Source organism: Nocardia sp. NPDC003726, from assembly GCF_053586955.1.
Genome location: NZ_JBSFNF010000013.1, coordinates 186,845 through 202,281 on the forward strand (window position 1 = coordinate 186,845; position 15,437 = coordinate 202,281).

At 69.9% G+C, this 15,437-nt stretch carries 16 protein-coding genes and 1 pseudogene; 14 read left to right on the forward strand and 3 right to left on the reverse strand.

The window, feature by feature from the left end:
• Positions 1-1,840 precede the first annotated feature (1,840 nt).
• The 8 genes from infA (at position 1,841) to truA (ending at position 6,748) form a co-directional block, all read left to right on the forward strand.
• Positions 1,841-2,062, forward strand: coding sequence for a translation initiation factor IF-1 (gene infA, locus ACWDMM_RS19295; RefSeq protein WP_003418601.1), 222 nt, complete (start codon positions 1,841-1,843; stop codon positions 2,060-2,062).
• Positions 2,063-2,211: 149 nt separating this feature from the next.
• Complete coding sequence (rpmJ, locus tag ACWDMM_RS19300) at positions 2,212-2,325, forward strand: 50S ribosomal protein L36 (protein WP_011207363.1); 114 nt, start codon at positions 2,212-2,214, stop codon at positions 2,323-2,325.
• A gap of 249 nt (positions 2,326-2,574) precedes the next feature.
• Complete coding sequence (gene rpsM / locus ACWDMM_RS19305) at positions 2,575-2,946, forward strand: 30S ribosomal protein S13 (protein WP_039795645.1); 372 nt, start codon at positions 2,575-2,577, stop codon at positions 2,944-2,946.
• Between the two features lie 9 nt (positions 2,947-2,955).
• The gene (rpsK, locus tag ACWDMM_RS19310; RefSeq protein ID WP_195080412.1) at positions 2,956-3,369 is read left to right on the forward strand and encodes a 30S ribosomal protein S11; all 414 of its coding nucleotides are present in this window, start codon (positions 2,956-2,958) and stop codon (positions 3,367-3,369) included.
• Positions 3,370-3,389: 20 nt separating this feature from the next.
• On the forward strand, positions 3,390-3,995 hold the full coding sequence (rpsD, locus tag ACWDMM_RS19315) for a 30S ribosomal protein S4 (RefSeq protein WP_067803832.1): 606 nt from the start codon (positions 3,390-3,392) through the stop codon (positions 3,993-3,995).
• A 141-nt stretch (positions 3,996-4,136) separates the two neighbouring features.
• Positions 4,137-5,195 carry a DNA-directed RNA polymerase subunit alpha gene (locus tag ACWDMM_RS19320; RefSeq protein ID WP_039796155.1) on the forward strand — a complete coding sequence of 353 codons (1,059 nt, stop codon included), beginning with the start codon at positions 4,137-4,139 and terminating at the stop codon, positions 5,193-5,195.
• Between the two features lie 52 nt (positions 5,196-5,247).
• Entirely contained in the window at positions 5,248-5,766 is a 519-nt protein-coding gene (gene rplQ, locus ACWDMM_RS19325; RefSeq protein ID WP_195080413.1) for a 50S ribosomal protein L17, read from the forward strand.
• A gap of 139 nt (positions 5,767-5,905) precedes the next feature.
• On the forward strand, positions 5,906-6,748 hold the full coding sequence (truA, locus tag ACWDMM_RS19330; RefSeq protein WP_449938717.1) for a tRNA pseudouridine(38-40) synthase TruA: 843 nt from the start codon (positions 5,906-5,908) through the stop codon (positions 6,746-6,748).
• Between the two features lie 134 nt (positions 6,749-6,882).
• Here truA and ACWDMM_RS19335 read toward each other — a convergent pair.
• Positions 6,883-7,314, reverse strand: a pseudogene (locus tag ACWDMM_RS19335) (Hsp20/alpha crystallin family protein); the annotation flags it as partial.
• A 163-nt stretch (positions 7,315-7,477) separates the two neighbouring features.
• Here ACWDMM_RS19335 and ACWDMM_RS19340 point away from each other — a divergent pair.
• From ACWDMM_RS19340 to ACWDMM_RS19360, 5 genes are all read left to right on the forward strand, one after another.
• Positions 7,478-8,311 carry an LLM class F420-dependent oxidoreductase gene (locus ACWDMM_RS19340; protein ID WP_195080414.1) on the forward strand — a complete coding sequence of 278 codons (834 nt, stop codon included), beginning with the start codon at positions 7,478-7,480 and terminating at the stop codon, positions 8,309-8,311.
• Positions 8,312-8,479: 168 nt separating this feature from the next.
• Positions 8,480-9,874, forward strand: a complete 1,395-nt coding sequence (locus ACWDMM_RS19345) for an MFS transporter (RefSeq protein ID WP_449938694.1) — start codon at positions 8,480-8,482, stop codon at positions 9,872-9,874.
• Between the two features lie 46 nt (positions 9,875-9,920).
• The gene (locus ACWDMM_RS19350; RefSeq protein ID WP_195080416.1) at positions 9,921-10,580 is read left to right on the forward strand and encodes a response regulator transcription factor; all 660 of its coding nucleotides are present in this window, start codon (positions 9,921-9,923) and stop codon (positions 10,578-10,580) included.
• A 28-nt stretch (positions 10,581-10,608) separates the two neighbouring features.
• Positions 10,609-12,030, forward strand: a complete 1,422-nt coding sequence (locus ACWDMM_RS19355; protein WP_449938697.1) for a sensor histidine kinase — start codon at positions 10,609-10,611, stop codon at positions 12,028-12,030.
• Entirely contained in the window at positions 12,030-12,962 is a 933-nt protein-coding gene (locus tag ACWDMM_RS19360) for a TAXI family TRAP transporter solute-binding subunit (RefSeq protein WP_449938700.1), read from the forward strand. The genes ACWDMM_RS19355 and ACWDMM_RS19360 overlap by 1 nt, the downstream gene beginning before the upstream one ends.
• A gap of 4 nt (positions 12,963-12,966) precedes the next feature.
• On the opposite strand, the gene ACWDMM_RS19365 is transcribed toward ACWDMM_RS19360, so the two are convergent.
• Positions 12,967-13,290, reverse strand: a complete 324-nt coding sequence (locus ACWDMM_RS19365; protein ID WP_195080419.1) for a metal-sensitive transcriptional regulator — start codon at positions 13,288-13,290, stop codon at positions 12,967-12,969.
• A gap of 189 nt (positions 13,291-13,479) precedes the next feature.
• Between ACWDMM_RS19365 and ACWDMM_RS19370 the strand changes: the two genes are divergently transcribed.
• Complete coding sequence (locus ACWDMM_RS19370) at positions 13,480-14,289, forward strand: S-methyl-5'-thioadenosine phosphorylase (protein ID WP_195080420.1); 810 nt, start codon at positions 13,480-13,482, stop codon at positions 14,287-14,289.
• 170 nt (positions 14,290-14,459) lie between these two features.
• On the opposite strand, the gene ACWDMM_RS19375 is transcribed toward ACWDMM_RS19370, so the two are convergent.
• Complete coding sequence (locus ACWDMM_RS19375; RefSeq protein WP_449938704.1) at positions 14,460-15,302, reverse strand: NAD(P)H-binding protein; 843 nt, start codon at positions 15,300-15,302, stop codon at positions 14,460-14,462.
• Positions 15,303-15,437 lie beyond the last annotated feature (135 nt).

Sequence of the window (15,437 nt, forward strand, 5' to 3'; positions counted from 1 at the left end):
TCGGCCACGGCTGCTGCGGACCGTGCGGTGGGAGTTCGCCGGGAGCCGTCGGTGAGTGCCCGCTCTGCCGTGCCGCCTGGTCCGTCGGAGGCGGGGGCACGGCGGGGTATCCGCCGTGGAGCGTCTGCGCGGACATGTCGGCGGCGGTCGGAGTTTCCGGCTGTTCGCCGGTCGGCCGCGTCTGTTGCGAACCGTGCGCCGGGAGTCCGCCGGGCGGCGTCGGCGAGTGCCCGCTCTGCCATGCCGCCTGGTCCGTCGGAGACGTGGGCGCGGCAGGGTATCCGCCGTGGAGCGCCTGCGCGGACACTTCGGCGGCGGTCGGAGTTAACGGCTGTTCGCCGGTCGGCCGCGTCTGCGGACCGTGTGATGGGAGTTCGCCGGGCGGCGTCGGTGAGTGCCCGCCTGTCCAAGCCGCATGGTCCGTCGGAGACGGGGGCACGGCGGGGTCGGGTGACTGCACCGAGGTGTCGCCGCTGGTCGGAGTCGTGGTCGTCCAGGGGTTGGGCGACCCGGCACCCGGCTGAGCCGCCTCGTTGCCAGTCGGTCCGCGGCCCGCTCCCTGGCCGGGCGGAGCCGCGTTCGGCCACAGGCTCGGCGCCACGGCTGAGAGGGCGGCGTCGAGCCGAGGGTTGCCGGTGGACGGCCATCCGCCGAGTTGCGGACTGAGCGGAGGCCGGCCGCCGGCCTGTCCGGGTGCGCTCTGGCCGTGTGACGGCCGGGCGTGCTCGTCGTTCCGCGTCGCGGCGGGCCGTTCCTCGGCCGATTGCCGGGGCGGCGGTGGCGGGAGGTCGGGCCTGTCCGCCGGCTGGTCGTTCGGCACGGGCGGGTTCGCGGACCTGCTGCCCAGCGGCTGGAAGCCGGGCGACGGCCGCGACGGGTTGCGGGTGGGCAGGCTGTGCTGCGGAGTGTTGCCGCGCTCGGGCGGCGCTTGCCACGAGTTGTCCTGGGCCGGTGGGGTGCGGTCGTGGCCGGGCTGCTGCCAGGATTCCTGCGGCTGCTGCCAAGACTCCTGCGGCGGCCGGACCGGTGCGGGCTCGTCCGGGACCGGTGCGGGCGCGCGGCCCGCCTCGACGTGCCGCTGGTCCTCCTCCGCCGGGCCTTCCTGCTTGTCGCGGCGCCAGCCCTTGCGGCGCTTCTCCGGCCGCGCGGCCTCCGGGCGCTCCGCCTCGGGCGCGCGGTTCTTGAAACGGCCGCGCCTGCGGCTGGGGGTCTCTTCGATGAGGTCGTCGTGCGGAAGGTTCTGCACCGGCGCTTCGTAGCCGCTCTGGCTGACATCGCTCTCCGACAACCACGGCGGCAGCATCGGCAGGCCGTCATTGCTACGGCTCACGACTGCGCCTCGCCGCCACTCGGCGCGCCGATCCGCTCGCCGCGCTCAGCCACGACTCGCCTCGCTGCCGCTCGGCTCGGTCGCGGCCAGGGGCGCCCCGCCGGTGACTCGCTCGCTACGCTTACTCACGGCCTCGCCTCCCTGCCGCTCGCTTCGGCCGCGACCGAGAGCGCCTCCGCCGGTGGCTCGCACGCTGCGCCGGCTCACGCGTCTCCCTCGATCTGCTGGACCCAAATACCCGAACAGCGGCCAGTTTACGCGACAACCCGGCGCCGTCGTGGCACCGCGTCCGAGGCCCGCCACCAGTGGGAAGGCGGCTGCGAAACCCCAGGCGACACCGGTATACAGGGAGGCATTTTTGCTCGATCCGGAACGGGTCGGTAAGCTGGAGCGGCGGTGCACCTACGCGCCGCCTGTTTGTGTGCGAGCGGTCCGCTCCAGCGGCCCGGTCCCATTCGAGCAGAACCAGGCAAACAAACCAGGTTGAGCGTAACCGGGATCGCGGAGGACATGGCGAAGAAAGACGGGGCCATCGAGGTCGAGGGTCGAGTTGTCGAACCGCTGCCCAATGCGATGTTCCGGATCGAGCTCGAGAACGGGCACAAGGTTCTCGCGCACATCAGCGGGAAGATGCGGCAGCACTACATTCGCATCCTCCCCGAGGACCGTGTGGTCGTCGAGCTCTCGCCCTACGACCTGTCGCGCGGCCGGATCGTCTACCGCTACAAGTGATCGCGCCCGCGCGATCGGAGTCGGTTGCGAACCGGCGGTCCCGGCGTGAGCCGGGGCGGAGTCGAAGGACTCACACCAGAACTTCCCCAGTCGCCGACTGGGGAAAAACTGTGTTCACACCCCTGTGAACCACAACAGATTGGACGGACGTGAAGGTTCAGCCGAGCGTCAAGAAGATCTGCGAGAAGTGCAAGGTGATCCGCCGTCACGGCCGGGTCATGGTGATCTGCGACAACCTGCGCCACAAGCAGCGCCAGGGCTGAGCGGAGGCGAGGGCCACCTCGCACCACCCGCCCGAGGCTTGCCGACGGCGCCGCTCGACGCGACACCAGCCAAGCACCGAACCGCAGTTCGGATTGGCAAGAAGAACTCCCAGCACCAGCCGCACGCTGCGGAAATCCAGGGTTCGCCCTGGGGCGTGCGCGCCTACCACCGGTTCGGAGGCCGGTGCCCCACCAAGACGAGGGGACGGACAGGGAGCAGACCTCCGCAACGATTAAGGAAGCTGCCAGATGGCACGTCTCATGGGCGTCGACCTCCCGCGCGAGAAGCGCATGGAGATCGCACTGACCTACATTTTCGGCATTGGCCGTACCCGCTCCAAGGAGATCCTCGAGGCCACCGGCGTCAGCCCGGACCTGCGTTCGAAGGATCTCAGCGACGATGATCTGACGAAGCTGCGTGACTACATCGAGGCTTCGGAGTTCAAGGTCGAGGGTGACCTGCGCCGCGAGGTGCAGGCCGATATTCGCCGCAAGATCGAGATCGGCTGCTACCAGGGCCTGCGCCACCGTCGTGGCCTGCCCGTGCGTGGCCAGCGCACCAAGACCAACGCGCGCACCCGCAAGGGCCCGAAGCGCACCGTCGCCGGCAAGAAGAAGTAGGGATAACCGATGCCTCCGAAGAGTCGGGCCGCGGGCCCGAAGAAGAGCCAGAAGTCGCGTCGCAGGGACAAGAAGAACGTCCCGCACGGCAACGCGCACATCAAGAGCACGTTCAACAACACGATCGTGTCGATCACCGACCCGAACGGCAACGTCATCTCCTGGGCGTCGTCGGGTCACGTCGGCTTCAAGGGCTCGCGCAAGTCGACCCCGTTCGCCGCGCAGCTCGCCGCCGAGAACGCCGCCCGCAAGGCGCAGGAGCACGGCGTCAAGAAGGTCGACGTGTTCGTGAAGGGCCCTGGTTCGGGCCGCGAGACCGCGATCCGCTCGCTGCAGGCCGCAGGCCTCGAGGTGGGCACGATCTCCGATGTCACCCCGCAGCCGCACAACGGCTGCCGTCCGCCCAAGCGGCGTCGCGTCTAGCGGGAAAGGAATAACGAACAATGGCTCGTTACACAGGCCCTATCACCCGCAAGTCGCGTCGTCTGCGCGTCGACCTGGTCGGCGGCGACCAGGCGTTCGAGCGTCGCCCCTACCCGCCCGGCCAGCACGGCCGCGCGCGGATCAAGGAGAGCGAGTACCTGCTCCAGCTGCAGGAGAAGCAGAAGGCCCGCTTCACCTACGGCATCATGGAGAAGCAGTTCAGCCGGTACTACAAGGAGGCCAACCGCCTCAAGGGCAAGACCGGTGACAACCTGCTGCGTCTGCTCGAGACCCGCCTGGACAACGTGGTGTACCGCGCCGGTCTGGCCCGCACCCGTCGGCAGGCTCGCCAGCTGGTCAGCCACGGCCACTTCCTGGTGAACAACAAGAAGGTGGACGTTCCCAGCTTCCAGGTCACCCAGTACGACATCATCGATGTCAAGGAGAAGTCGCTGGGCACCCTGCCGTTCCAGGTGGCGCGCGAGACCATCGGCGACCGTCCGGTTCCGGGCTGGTTGCAGGTGCTCCCCGGCCGGCTGCGGATCCTGGTCCACCAGTTGCCCGAGCGCGCCCAGATCGATGTGCCGCTGCAGGAACAGCTGATCGTCGAGTACTACTCGAAGTAACACTCGACGAGCCGTCCTTGGCTACCTCGGACGGCAAGCGCGCATGTGCCGCTGGTGCGTGGCCGCTCCCCATGGGCGGCCACGCGCAACCCCTGAGACGAGGCGTCAAATAGCGGGCGCCCAAAAAGGAGGATGATCCTAATGCTGATTTCACAGCGTCCGACGCTGACCGAAGAGGTCGTCGCCGAGAATCGCTCGAAGTTCACCATCGAACCGCTCGAGCCTGGCTTCGGTTACACCCTCGGCAACTCGCTGCGGCGTACCCTGCTGTCCTCGATTCCGGGGGCGGCGGTCACGAGCATCCGCATCGACGGCGTCCTGCACGAGTTCACCACCGTTCCCGGCGTGAAGGAGGATGTCACCGACATCATCCTGAACCTCAAGGGCCTGGTCGTCTCGTCCGAGGAGGACGAGCCGGTCACGATGTACGTGCGCAAGCAGGGCCCCGGCACCGTCACCGCCGGTGACATCGTGCCGCCCAGCGGCGTGGTGGTGCACAACCCGGACATGCACATCGCGACCCTGAACGACAAGGGCAAGCTGGAGATCGAGCTCGTCGTCGAGCGCGGTCGCGGCTACGTCCCCGCCGTGCAGAACAAGGCGTCCGGCGCGGAAATCGGCCGGATCCCGGTGGATTCGATCTACTCGCCGGTGCTGAAGGTGACCTACAAGGTCGAGGCGACTCGCGTCGAGCAGCGCACCGACTTCGACCGGCTCATCCTGGACGTGGAGACCAAGAACTCCATCAGCGCGCGGGACGCGCTCGCCTCGGCGGGCAAGACCCTGGTCGAGCTCTTCGGCCTGGCCCGCGAGCTGAACGTCGAAGCGGAAGGCATCGAGATCGGCCCCTCGCCGGCCGAGGCGGACCACATCGCCTCGTTCGGTCTGCCGATCGAGGACCTGGACCTCACCGTCCGGTCCTACAACTGCCTCAAGCGCGAGGGTGTGCACACCGTGGGCGAGCTGGTCGCCCGCACCGAGTCGGATCTGCTGGACATTCGCAACTTCGGCCAGAAGTCCATCGACGAGGTCAAGGTCAAGCTGCACGCTCTCGGCCTCTCGCTCAAGGACAGCCCCGCGTCGTTCGACCCGTCCAGCGTGGTCGGCTACGACGCGAGCACCGGCACGTGGAGCGACAGCGGCACGTTCAGCGACACCGACGGCGGCGAGCAGGACTACGCCGAGACCGAACAGCTCTAGGCCGCCGGGGTAGGCGCCCCGGCCCGGCCCGAAGACACAGGAGAACACCACAATGCCCAAGCCCAAGAAGGGTGCCCGCTTCGGCGGGTCGGCGTCGCACCAGAAGGCGATCTTCGCCAATCTGGCCACGGCGCTCTTCGAGCACGGCCGGATCACCACCACCGAGGCCAAGGCCAAGGCCGTGCGTCCCTACGCGGAGAAGCTGATCACCAAGGCGAAGGCAGGCACCCTTGCCGACCGCCGCGAGGTGCTGAAGGTGATCCGCAACAAGGACGTCGTGCACGAGCTCTTCGCTCAGATCGGCCCGTCCTTCGAGGGGCGCGAGGGTGGCTACACCCGCATCACCAAGACGCTGCCGCGTAAGGGTGACAACGCGCCGATGGCGATCATCGAGCTGGTCCGGGAGAAGACCGTGACCAACGAGGCCGATCGCGCTCGCCGGGTGGCCGCGTCGAAGAAGGCGGAGGAGGCCCCGGCCGCCGAGGTCGTCGAGGAGGAGGCCACCGCCGAGACCGCCGAGGCCGAGGCTCCGGTCGCCGACGAGGCCGCCGAGGACAAGAAGGACGCCTGAGGCTGAGCGTCGGACTTCGCGGACGAGCCCGCCACCCGCACTGGGTCGGCGGGCTCGTTCGTTTCTACCGGAGGATCATGTGACCGTGGAGGAATCGGTGGGATCGTCGTCGGACCGGCCGCACGCGGACGCGCCGGCCGTGGCAGCGGCCGAACCGCCACGCACCCGGGTCCGGTTGGACATCGCCTACGACGGCACGGATTTCATCGGCTGGGCGCGTCAACCCGGCCTGCGCACCGTGCAGGGGGTGCTGGAGGACGCGCTGAGCAAGGTGTTCCGCGAGCCGATCCAGCTGACCGTGGCCGGTCGTACGGACGCGGGCGTGCACGCCGAGGGGCAGGTCGCGCATTTCGACACCTCCGGCGAACTGGACGGCGGAAAACTCGTGCACCGGATGGCGCGATTCCTTCCGAAGGACGTGCGAATCAAGCGGGCGCGCCCGGCCGCGCCCGAGTTCGACGCCCGGTTCTCCGCCATCCGCCGTCATTACGCCTATAGGTTGACCACCGCGCCGTACGGGGCGGAGCCGCTACTGGCCCGCAGCGTGGCCGCCTGCCGGTCCGGCGTCGACGTCGACGCCATGCGTGCGGCGTCGCGAAAGCTGCTGGGTCTGCACAACTTCGCCGCGTTCTGCCGCCGCAGAGAGGGCGCGACGACGGTGCGGGAGTTGCAGCGTTTCGACTGGGAGCGCGAGGGCGACCTGCTGATCGCCTACGTCAGCGCCGATGCGTTCTGCTGGTCGATGGTCCGCAGCCTGGTCGGCGCGGTCCTCGCCGTCGGCGAAGGGCGGCGGACGCCGGAATGGGTCGCCGACCTGTTGCGGGAGACCGAGCGCTCCAGTTCGGTCACCGTCGCTCCCGCACATGGTTTGAGTCTGATCGGCGTCGACTATCCGGCGGACGAGGATCTCGCCGCCCGCAACGCGCAGACGCGGGAGACGCGGACGGTTCCGGTCCCTGGCGGAGGTTGCTGCGGCGACTGAGGGTACGGACTACCCGCACCCTGCGCGGGTGCGGGTAGCGTGCGCGGTCACTTCGATTGCCGCGGGTACTGCTGCTGCGACTGCTGACTCTGCTCCTGTTGCGTCGGCGACATCGTCTCGGACCGGTTCGTTTGCGCCTCGATGGTCCTCGGTTCCTGCGACGCCCCGGTGATCTGGATGCGGCGCGGCTTCGCGCGCTCGGCGATCGGGATCGTCACCGACAGCACGCCGTTGTTGTAGGTCGCGCTGATGTTCTCCACGTCGACGTTCTCGCCGAGGGACATCTGGCGCATGAAGGTGCCCGCGAAACGTTCCGAGGCGATCCACTGCACGCCTTCTTCGCTAGGCACGGTGCGCTGCGCCCGCAGGGTGAGCGTGCCGTTGTCGACGCTGACGTCGATCGAGCCGGGATCGACGCCGGGCAGGTCCGCGTTCAGGACGTAGTGATCTCCCGCTTTGAACAGATCCATCGGCATGAATCGCGGTGCGCGACCGGTTCCGGCTCTCTCCCCGAGCAATTGACGGGCGACGGTGTCGATGTCATGGAATGGATCGAATCGAAGCACAGCAATCACCTCCATTTCCCCTAGTGGTGGCGCGGGCCAGGCGGCGGGCGCCGATAGCTGTGCAATAGCCACAGTAGCCCTCGGTAATCAGCAGGGCATCGACTCGACCGACCGGGCGCACGGAGCCGGAATAGCCGTCTCCGGGCGTGTGTTGGGTCGGGACATGGCATTCGACAGTCTCGGACGGTTCGGAGTGTGGCGGGCGTACAACGGGTTCAGCCCGCAAGACGCACGGGAATTGGAGCAGCTGGGGTACGGCGCGCTCTGGTTGGGGGCCTCGCCTCCCGCGGATCTGGCGACGGTCGAACCGCTGCTCGATGCGACCGAGACCATCACCGTAGCCACCAGCATCGTGAACATCTGGGCGTCGCCGGCGAAGGAAGCCGCCGACTCGTTCCATCGGATCGAGGCCCGCTTCCCCGGCCGCTTCCTGCTCGGCATCGGCGCCGGACACCCGGAGCACACCGGTGAATACCGCAAGCCGTACGACGCGCTGGTGGAGTATCTCGACGAGCTCGACGCCGCGGGAGTGCCCGTAGAACGGCGCGCGGTGGCCGCGCTCGGGCCGCGCGTGCTGAAGCTGGCCGCCGAGCGGTCGCTGGGCGCGTTGCCCTACTTCGTGCCCGCTGCGCATACCGGGAAGGCGCGCGAGATCGTCGGCCCGGACGCTCTGCTGGCGACCGAGCACAAGGTGGTGCTGACCGACGACACCCGCACCGCGCACGCCGTCGCGGATCAGACGGTCGCGTTCTACGTCGGCCTCACCAACTACGCGTCGAACCTGCGCCGATTCGGTTTCACCGACGCCGACCTCACCGTGCCGCCGAGCGAGGCGCTGTTCGATGCCGTCATCGCGCACGGCACGCCGGAGCGGATCGCCGCGCAGCTGTCCGCGCACGCCGACGCGGGCGCCGACCACGTCGCGGTGCAGATCCTCGGCGACAACTACCTGCCCGCGTTGCGCACCCTGGCCCCGCTGCTGACGGCGCGATCCTGACCACCCATGTTCTTCTCCGGCCCCCGGCGCAGCGCCGGGGGCCGGTTCGCGTTTCCGGGTGATCGTCCTAAGGGACTGTTAGGAAGCCGCGAGAGCCATTCCGCGCTCGTGTGACTGCCGACACACTGATCTGCGACGACGTGATGAGGCGTCGGAGAAGGAGATGTTGTGACTACGACACAGCCCGTCGGCGAGCGCCGGGTGGTCGCGAACGTGCTGCGCGGATCCATCGGCAACCTCGTCGAGTGGTACGACTGGTACGTCTACGCCGCGTTCAGCGTGTACTTCGCCAAGACGTTCTTCCCCAAGGACGATCCCACCGCGCAGCTTTTGTCCACCGCCGCAGTGTTCGCGGTCGGCTTCCTGATGCGCCCGATCGGCGGCTGGGCGCTGGGCCGCTACGCCGACCGGTTCGGCAGGCGCTCGGCGCTGACCTTGTCGGTGACGGTGATGGCGGCCGGTTCGCTGATGATCGCGGCGACGCCGGGCTATCAGACCATCGGTCTGGCCGCCCCGGCCCTGTTGCTGGTGGCCCGGCTGCTGCAAGGTCTGTCGGTGGGCGGTGAGTACGCCACCAGTGCGACGTATCTGTCCGAGGTGGCCTCGGCGGGCAGGCGCGGGTTCTACTCGAGCTTCCAATACGTGACGCTGGTGGCCGGCCAGCTCGTCGCGCTCGGGGTGCAGATCGTGCTGCAACAGTTCCTCGACGCCGACCAGATGAACGCCTGGGGCTGGCGGATTCCGTTCGTGATCGGCGCGGCGGGCGCCCTGATCGTGATGTGGTTGCGGCGCGGCATGGACGAGTCCGAGCAGTTCCGCGCCGAATCCGAGCAGCAAGCGGCGAAGGGCGCGCCCACCGCCGCGGCCCGATCGCGTGGCTCGTTGCGCATCCTGTTGCAGTACCCGCGCGAATGCCTGCTGGTCGTCGGCTTGACGCTGGGCGGAACGGTCGCGTTCTACACCTACACGACCTACATGCAGAAGTTCATGATCAACACCTCCGGCATCTCCAAGTCGACCGTGGCGTGGATCAACTTCATCGCGCTGCTGGTCTTCGTGGTGCTGCAACCGCTGGCGGGCGCGCTGTCGGACCGGGTGGGCCGGCGCAAGCTGCTGATCTTCTTCGGCGTGGCAGGCACCTTGCTGACCGTGCCGATCATGACGGTGCTCGCGCACACCACCGATCCGGTCGCCGCGTGGGGCCTGATGATGGCGGCGCTGGTGATCATCACCGGATACACCTCGATCAACGCGATCGTGAAGGCAGAGCTGTTCCCGACGCGAATCCGCGCGCTCGGCGTGGGGCTGCCCTATGCGCTGACCGTCGCCATCTTCGGCGGCACCGCCGAGACGATCGCGCTGGCGCTGAAGAAGGGCGGCCACGAGTCGCTGTACTTCTGGTACGTCGCGGGCTGCATCGCGGTCTCGCTGATCACCTACTACTTCATGCGGGAGACCTCGGCCTCGTCGGCGATCGACGCGGCCGAGCCCACCGCGAGCGCCGACACCGGGCCCGGCGCCGCGGCCGAGCCGGGACGGCCGATGGTCACCGTGCGTGACTGACCGACCGGCACACGCGCCGGTCCGCCCACTGTGGGAGGATCGGCGCGTGCGGCTTGCGGTGGTCGAGGACGACGACGGCGTGGGAGACGCGCTGGTCGAGGCGCTCAACGCCCGCGGTTACCGCGCCGAACGCAAGCGCCGCGGCGCGGATCTGCTGATCGCGCATCGCGACTACGACGCGGTGATCCTCGACCTCGGACTGCCCGACGGCGACGGTCTGCAGGTGCTGCGCAGGCTGCGCGAGGTGAGTTCGGTTCCGGTGCTGATCCTGACCGCGCGCAGCGACGAACGCTCGATCGTGCGCGGTCTGCGCGGCGGCGCCGACGACTATCTGGTGAAGCCACCGCGCATCGCGGAACTCGTCGCGCGGTTGGAGACGGTCACCAGGCGCGCGGCCGCGGCGGCGCGGCCGGAGCGATCGGTGGTCGTCACCGGTGACGTGCGGGTCGATCTCGGCGCGCGCGTGGTGGAGGTGGCAGGCGAGCCGGTGTCGCTGACGCAGAAGGAATTCGAACTGGTCGAGGCGCTGGTGGAACGGCCGGGGGCCGCGGTGAGCCGTCAGCAGTTGATGGATCGCATCTGGGGTGACGCCTTCGTCGCGGTCTCGCGTTCGCTGGACGTGCACATGACCGGCTTGCGGGCGAAGCTCGGCAGGCCCGGCCTGATCACCACCATCCGCGGGTACGGGTACCGGTGGGGGCAATGAGCGCGGCCCGGCGGGCCGGAGGTGCGTCGTGCGGCGTCGCTTGCTGGTCGCGCTGACGCTGTTCGCGGCCATCGCGGTGCTGGGGTTCGCGGTGCCGCTGTCGCTGACCGTCGCCACCAGCCGCACCCAGCAGTTGGTGCTCGCGCGCTCCGGGGACGCCGATCGTTTCGCCACCCTCGCCGACGACGCGGTCACCGCGGGGGACTACCGCGCGCTGGCCGACGAGGTGCAGCGCTATCACGAGCTGTACGGGGAGAACGTGCTCGTGGTCGACGCCAAGGGCGCGACGGCGGTGAACGCGGGCGCGGACGTCGATCATCCCGCCATCGAGGCGGCGGTGGCGGCCGCGCGCCGCAACCAGCGTCCGCACGCGGTGGACAAGCTGACGCCGTGGGGCGCGCCGACCATGCTGGTGGCGCGGCCGGTCGGCACCGGAGTTCAGGTGAACGGAGCCGTGGTGATCGAGGCGTCGACGGCCCGCGCCCGCGCTGACATCGGGCGGGCCTGGCTGGTGATCGTGCTCGGCGGCGCGGTCGCGATGGCAGTGTTCGTGCTGCTCGCCGTGACGATCGGCCGCTGGGTGCTGCGGCCGCTCGCGGCGCTGTCGCACGGTGTGGCCGAGTTGACCGCGACGTTGCCCAAGCCGCGCGCCGACACCGTCGCGCCGGTGTCGATCGCGGGCCGCTACGGCGGACCGCCGGAGATGCGGGCGCTGGCGGAGTCCTTCGACGCCATGGCGCTGGCCGTGGCCGATTCGGCGGACGCGCAACGTCAGCTGGTCGCCGACACCGCGCACGCGATGCGCAATCCGCTGGCCGCTCTGACCATCCGCCTCGATTCCCTGGAATCCGCGATCCCGGCCGGCGCGGCGGATACCTTCCGCAGCGCGGGCGCCGAGGTCGAGCGGCTCACCGCGCTGCTCGACGGACTGCTCAGCCTGGCTGTCGCCGAGACGCCCGCGGCCTTCGACGTCGCCCGCACCGCCGAGGACGACAACCAGTGCGACGCCGCGCAGGTGGTCGCCGACCGTTTCGACGCCTGGTACTCGGCGTTCGAGGCGGCCGGACAGCAATTGCGGACGGCGCCCGTGGCCGGGCACGCCGAGGTCGCGGTCCCGGCGGAGGTGCTCGCGCAGATTCTCGACGTGCCGCTGAGCAACGCGACGCGCTACGCGGGCGCGGGCGCGCACGTCGATCTGGTCGTCGCGACCGAGCCGGGCTGGGTCACCGTGGCCGTCCGCGATGACGGCAGCGGTGTTCCCACCGCCGAACTCGACAAGCTGACCACCCGCTTCTTCCGGGGTTCGGCTGCGCGGGCCGGTGGCTCCGGGCTCGGTTTGCCGATCGCCGCGGCGTTGGCTCAGGCACGCGGCGGCGCGCTCACCGTGGCGGCGGTGCGTCCGCACGGTCTGGCGGTCTCGGTGCGCCTGCCAGCGGCGGAGGCACTCTGATGGGCAGGCAGCCGATCGTCGGGCGCGGCATGGGCCGGCGCGGTTTCCTAGCCTTGGCCGTGGCGGCGGGTATCGCGGGTTGTGGGCCGGGCGGCGGGGGCGCCACCGTGCGACTGGCGTCCGGCGAGGTCGGCGGCTTCTATCACGCCTTCGCGGGACTGCTCGGCCTGGCCGCCGCCGATACCGCGGACGTGCGGATCGAGCGGGTGACCACCTCGGGTTCCCAGGACAACCTGGCGTTGCTGGCGCGCGGCGCGGTCGATGCCGCGCTGGCACTCGCGGATTCGGTGCGCGACAGCGCGGGCGAGGTGTTCGCGCTGGGCCGGGTGTACGAGAACTACCTGCAGTTGGTCGTGCGCGCGGACAGTCCGATCGGTTCGGTCGCGGATCTGCGCGGAACGCGGGTGAGCCTGGGCGCGCAGGGATCGGGCGCGGCGTTGACCGGCGAGCGCATACTGCGCGTCGCGGGGCTCGACCCGAGCGCCGACGTCACGATCACCCATCGTCCCTTGGCGCAGGCGGTGGCCGCCCTGACCGCGGGCGAGGCGGATGCGCTGTTGTGGGCGGGCGGCGTGCCGACGGCGCGGCTCGCGATTCCGAGCCGGATGCGCCTGGTGGACATGGGTGAACTGGCCGCGCCGATGCGGGAGCGCTTCGGGCCGGTGTACGACCGGGTCGCGATACCCGCCGACGCCTATCCGGGCGGGGTCTCGGTGCACACCATCGGGGTGGCGAACCTGCTGCTCGCCGCGGGCAGCATGTCCGAGGAGGTGGCCGCCGCCATCGTGGAACTACTCGTGTGGCATGCCGACGCGCTGGTGCCCACCGAGGCGGCGGGCACCCAGTTCCTCGACGGCCGTTCGCTGATCAGCACCGGCCCGATTCCGCTGCATCCCGGCGCGGCCGCGGTCTATCGCCGCTGGCACGGATAGGTGGTCAGGAACGGACCAAGCGGGCGATGGCGTCGGTGGCTTCCTTGATCTTGGCCTCGGCTTCGGGGCCGCCCGCGACCGCCGCGTCCACCACGCAGTGGCTGATGTGGTCCTCGAGCAGGCCCATCGCCACCGCTTGCAACGCTTTGGTCATGGCGGAGACCTGGGTGAGGATGTCGATGCAGTACTTCTCCTCCTCGACCATCCGCTGCAGACCGCGCGCCTGGCCCTCGATGCGCCGCAGCCGCTTGAGGTAGTCGTCCTTGGCGGTGATGTAGCCGTGCCCGGCGTGGTCGGCCGCCGTGTTGTCGTGGGGGGAAGCTGCCACCGATGTCTCCTCGCTGCCTGCCGGTCGCCGGAACCGGTTCAATACCCCCCTAGGGTACATCTCGCGCGGTGTCTTGTCAGATCGTGGGCGATCCGCCGCGACGGTCCGTAGTCGGCCATGCGTCGCCGGAAAGCAGGGTAACGCGGATCCCGGCGCGCGACGGCCATCGCGGGACGAGACAATTGGGGTATGAGTTCGCACCCCCGGCCCGCGCTCGCCGTCATCGGCGGCAGCGGCTTCTACGATTTCTTCGACAACGAGGCGACCATCGTCGAGGTCGAGACCCCCTATGGCGCACCGAGCGCGGGCATCGCCGTCGGAGAGGTGGAAGGGCGGCCGGTGGCGTTCCTGCCTCGCCACGGCAAGAACCACGAATTCGCGCCGCATACCTTGCCCTACCGGGCCAACCTCTGGGCGCTGCGCTCGCTGGGCGTGCGCCGGATCTTCGCGCCCTGCGCCGTCGGCAGCCTGCGCGCGGACTGGGGGCCCGGCACGGTCGCGGTGCCGGATCAGCTGGTCGACCGGACCTCCGGCCGTCCGCAAACCTACTTCGACGGCGGCGGCATCCACGTGTCCTTCGCCGACCCGTATTGCGAGGAACTGCGCGCCGCCGCCATCAAGGCCCAGTCCGACGAACTGCACATGATGCACGCAGGCACGATGGTCGTCGTCGAGGGCCCGCGCTTTTCCACCCGCGCCGAGAGCCGGTGGTTCGCCGCGCAAGGCTGGGAGCTGGTGAACATGACCGGTCACCCGGAGGCGGTGCTCGCTCGCGAACTCGAGATGTGCTACGCCGCCGTCGCGCTCGTCACGGATCTGGACGCCGGTCTGGAGGAGGGCGATGGAGTGCGAGCCGTCGACGTCTTCGCCGAGTTCAAACGCAACTTGACGCCCTTCAAAGAGCTCATCCGCCGCGCGGTGGCCGCGGTGGACGGCACCGACACCTGCGACCGGTGCCGAGTCCACGCGGGAGTGTCGCTGCCGTTCGAGCTGCCCTGAGTCCTATCCGAGGGCCGGCCACCGCAGCGGGAGCCCGCTGCGGTGAAGCCCGCCGAGCTCGCTGACGCCCGGCGTTCCCGCGCAGACCGCGGAAAGGGCGGAACGACCGCGCCGGGCACGGCCGAGTAGGCGGCGACCGACTGATCCGAACTCGGATGGCCGGATGTCGCTCAGCTCGGCCGCGGCGCGAACGCGTCGGCGTGAGCCGTCGCCCACTGCTCGAAAGTCCGCGGAGGTCGGCCGGTCACCTGCTCGACGGTCGGATAGAGCGTCGCCTCGTCCAACGTGCCCTCGACGAAAAAGCTGAGAAACGCGTCCACGTACTCCCGCGGCATGGTGGCCGCCAACTCGGCCTCGGTCTCCTGGTCGTCGAGCTCATGCGCCACCAGCGGCCGGTTCAGCACCGCGGCGAGTACCGCGACCTGCTCCGCCGGTCGCAGTGCCTGCGGGCCGGTGAGTTCGAGCACTCGCCCTTCCAGCCCGTCCCGGGTGAGCGCGGCGGCCGCGACCGCCGCGATGTCGGCGGGGTCGATCGCGCCGACCCGGACACCGGGGAATTGCACACGGACGACGTCGCCCGCGGCGAGCTGCGGCAACCAGCGCAGCGCGTTCGACATGAACGACCGCGGCCGCAGGAAAGTCCAGCTCAGCTCGGATGCGCGCACTGCGTCCTCGGACAGCGTCATGTAGCGCGAGACGGCGTTGTCCATGTCGCGCAGCGCGGCGGAGCCGCCGGAGAGCAGCGCGACCCGGCGGACCCCAGCCTTGTTCGCGAGGTTCAGCAGCCCCGGCAAGTCGTTGTAGCCGGGGAGCAGGAACATGCCGTCCACGCCGTCGAGCGCGTCGGCCAGCGTCTCCGGGCGGTTCAGATCACCGGTGACGGGCTCGGCGCCGGGTGGGAGCACCGCCTTGGCCGGATCGCGCACCAGCGCCCGCACCTGCTCGCCCGATTCGCTGAGGGTCCGTACCAGTTCCGCGCCGACGTTGCCGGTGGCGCCGGTTACCAAGATCATTTCTTCTCCGTGTTCGATTTGCCGCGACTGCGTCGCGGCGTGTTCGCGGCCCTCTGATGGCTCGCGTGTGCGCGACCGCCGCTTGCTCCTTCGTCGCCTACGCGGCGGCCGCGCACACGCGAGCCGGGCCGCGAA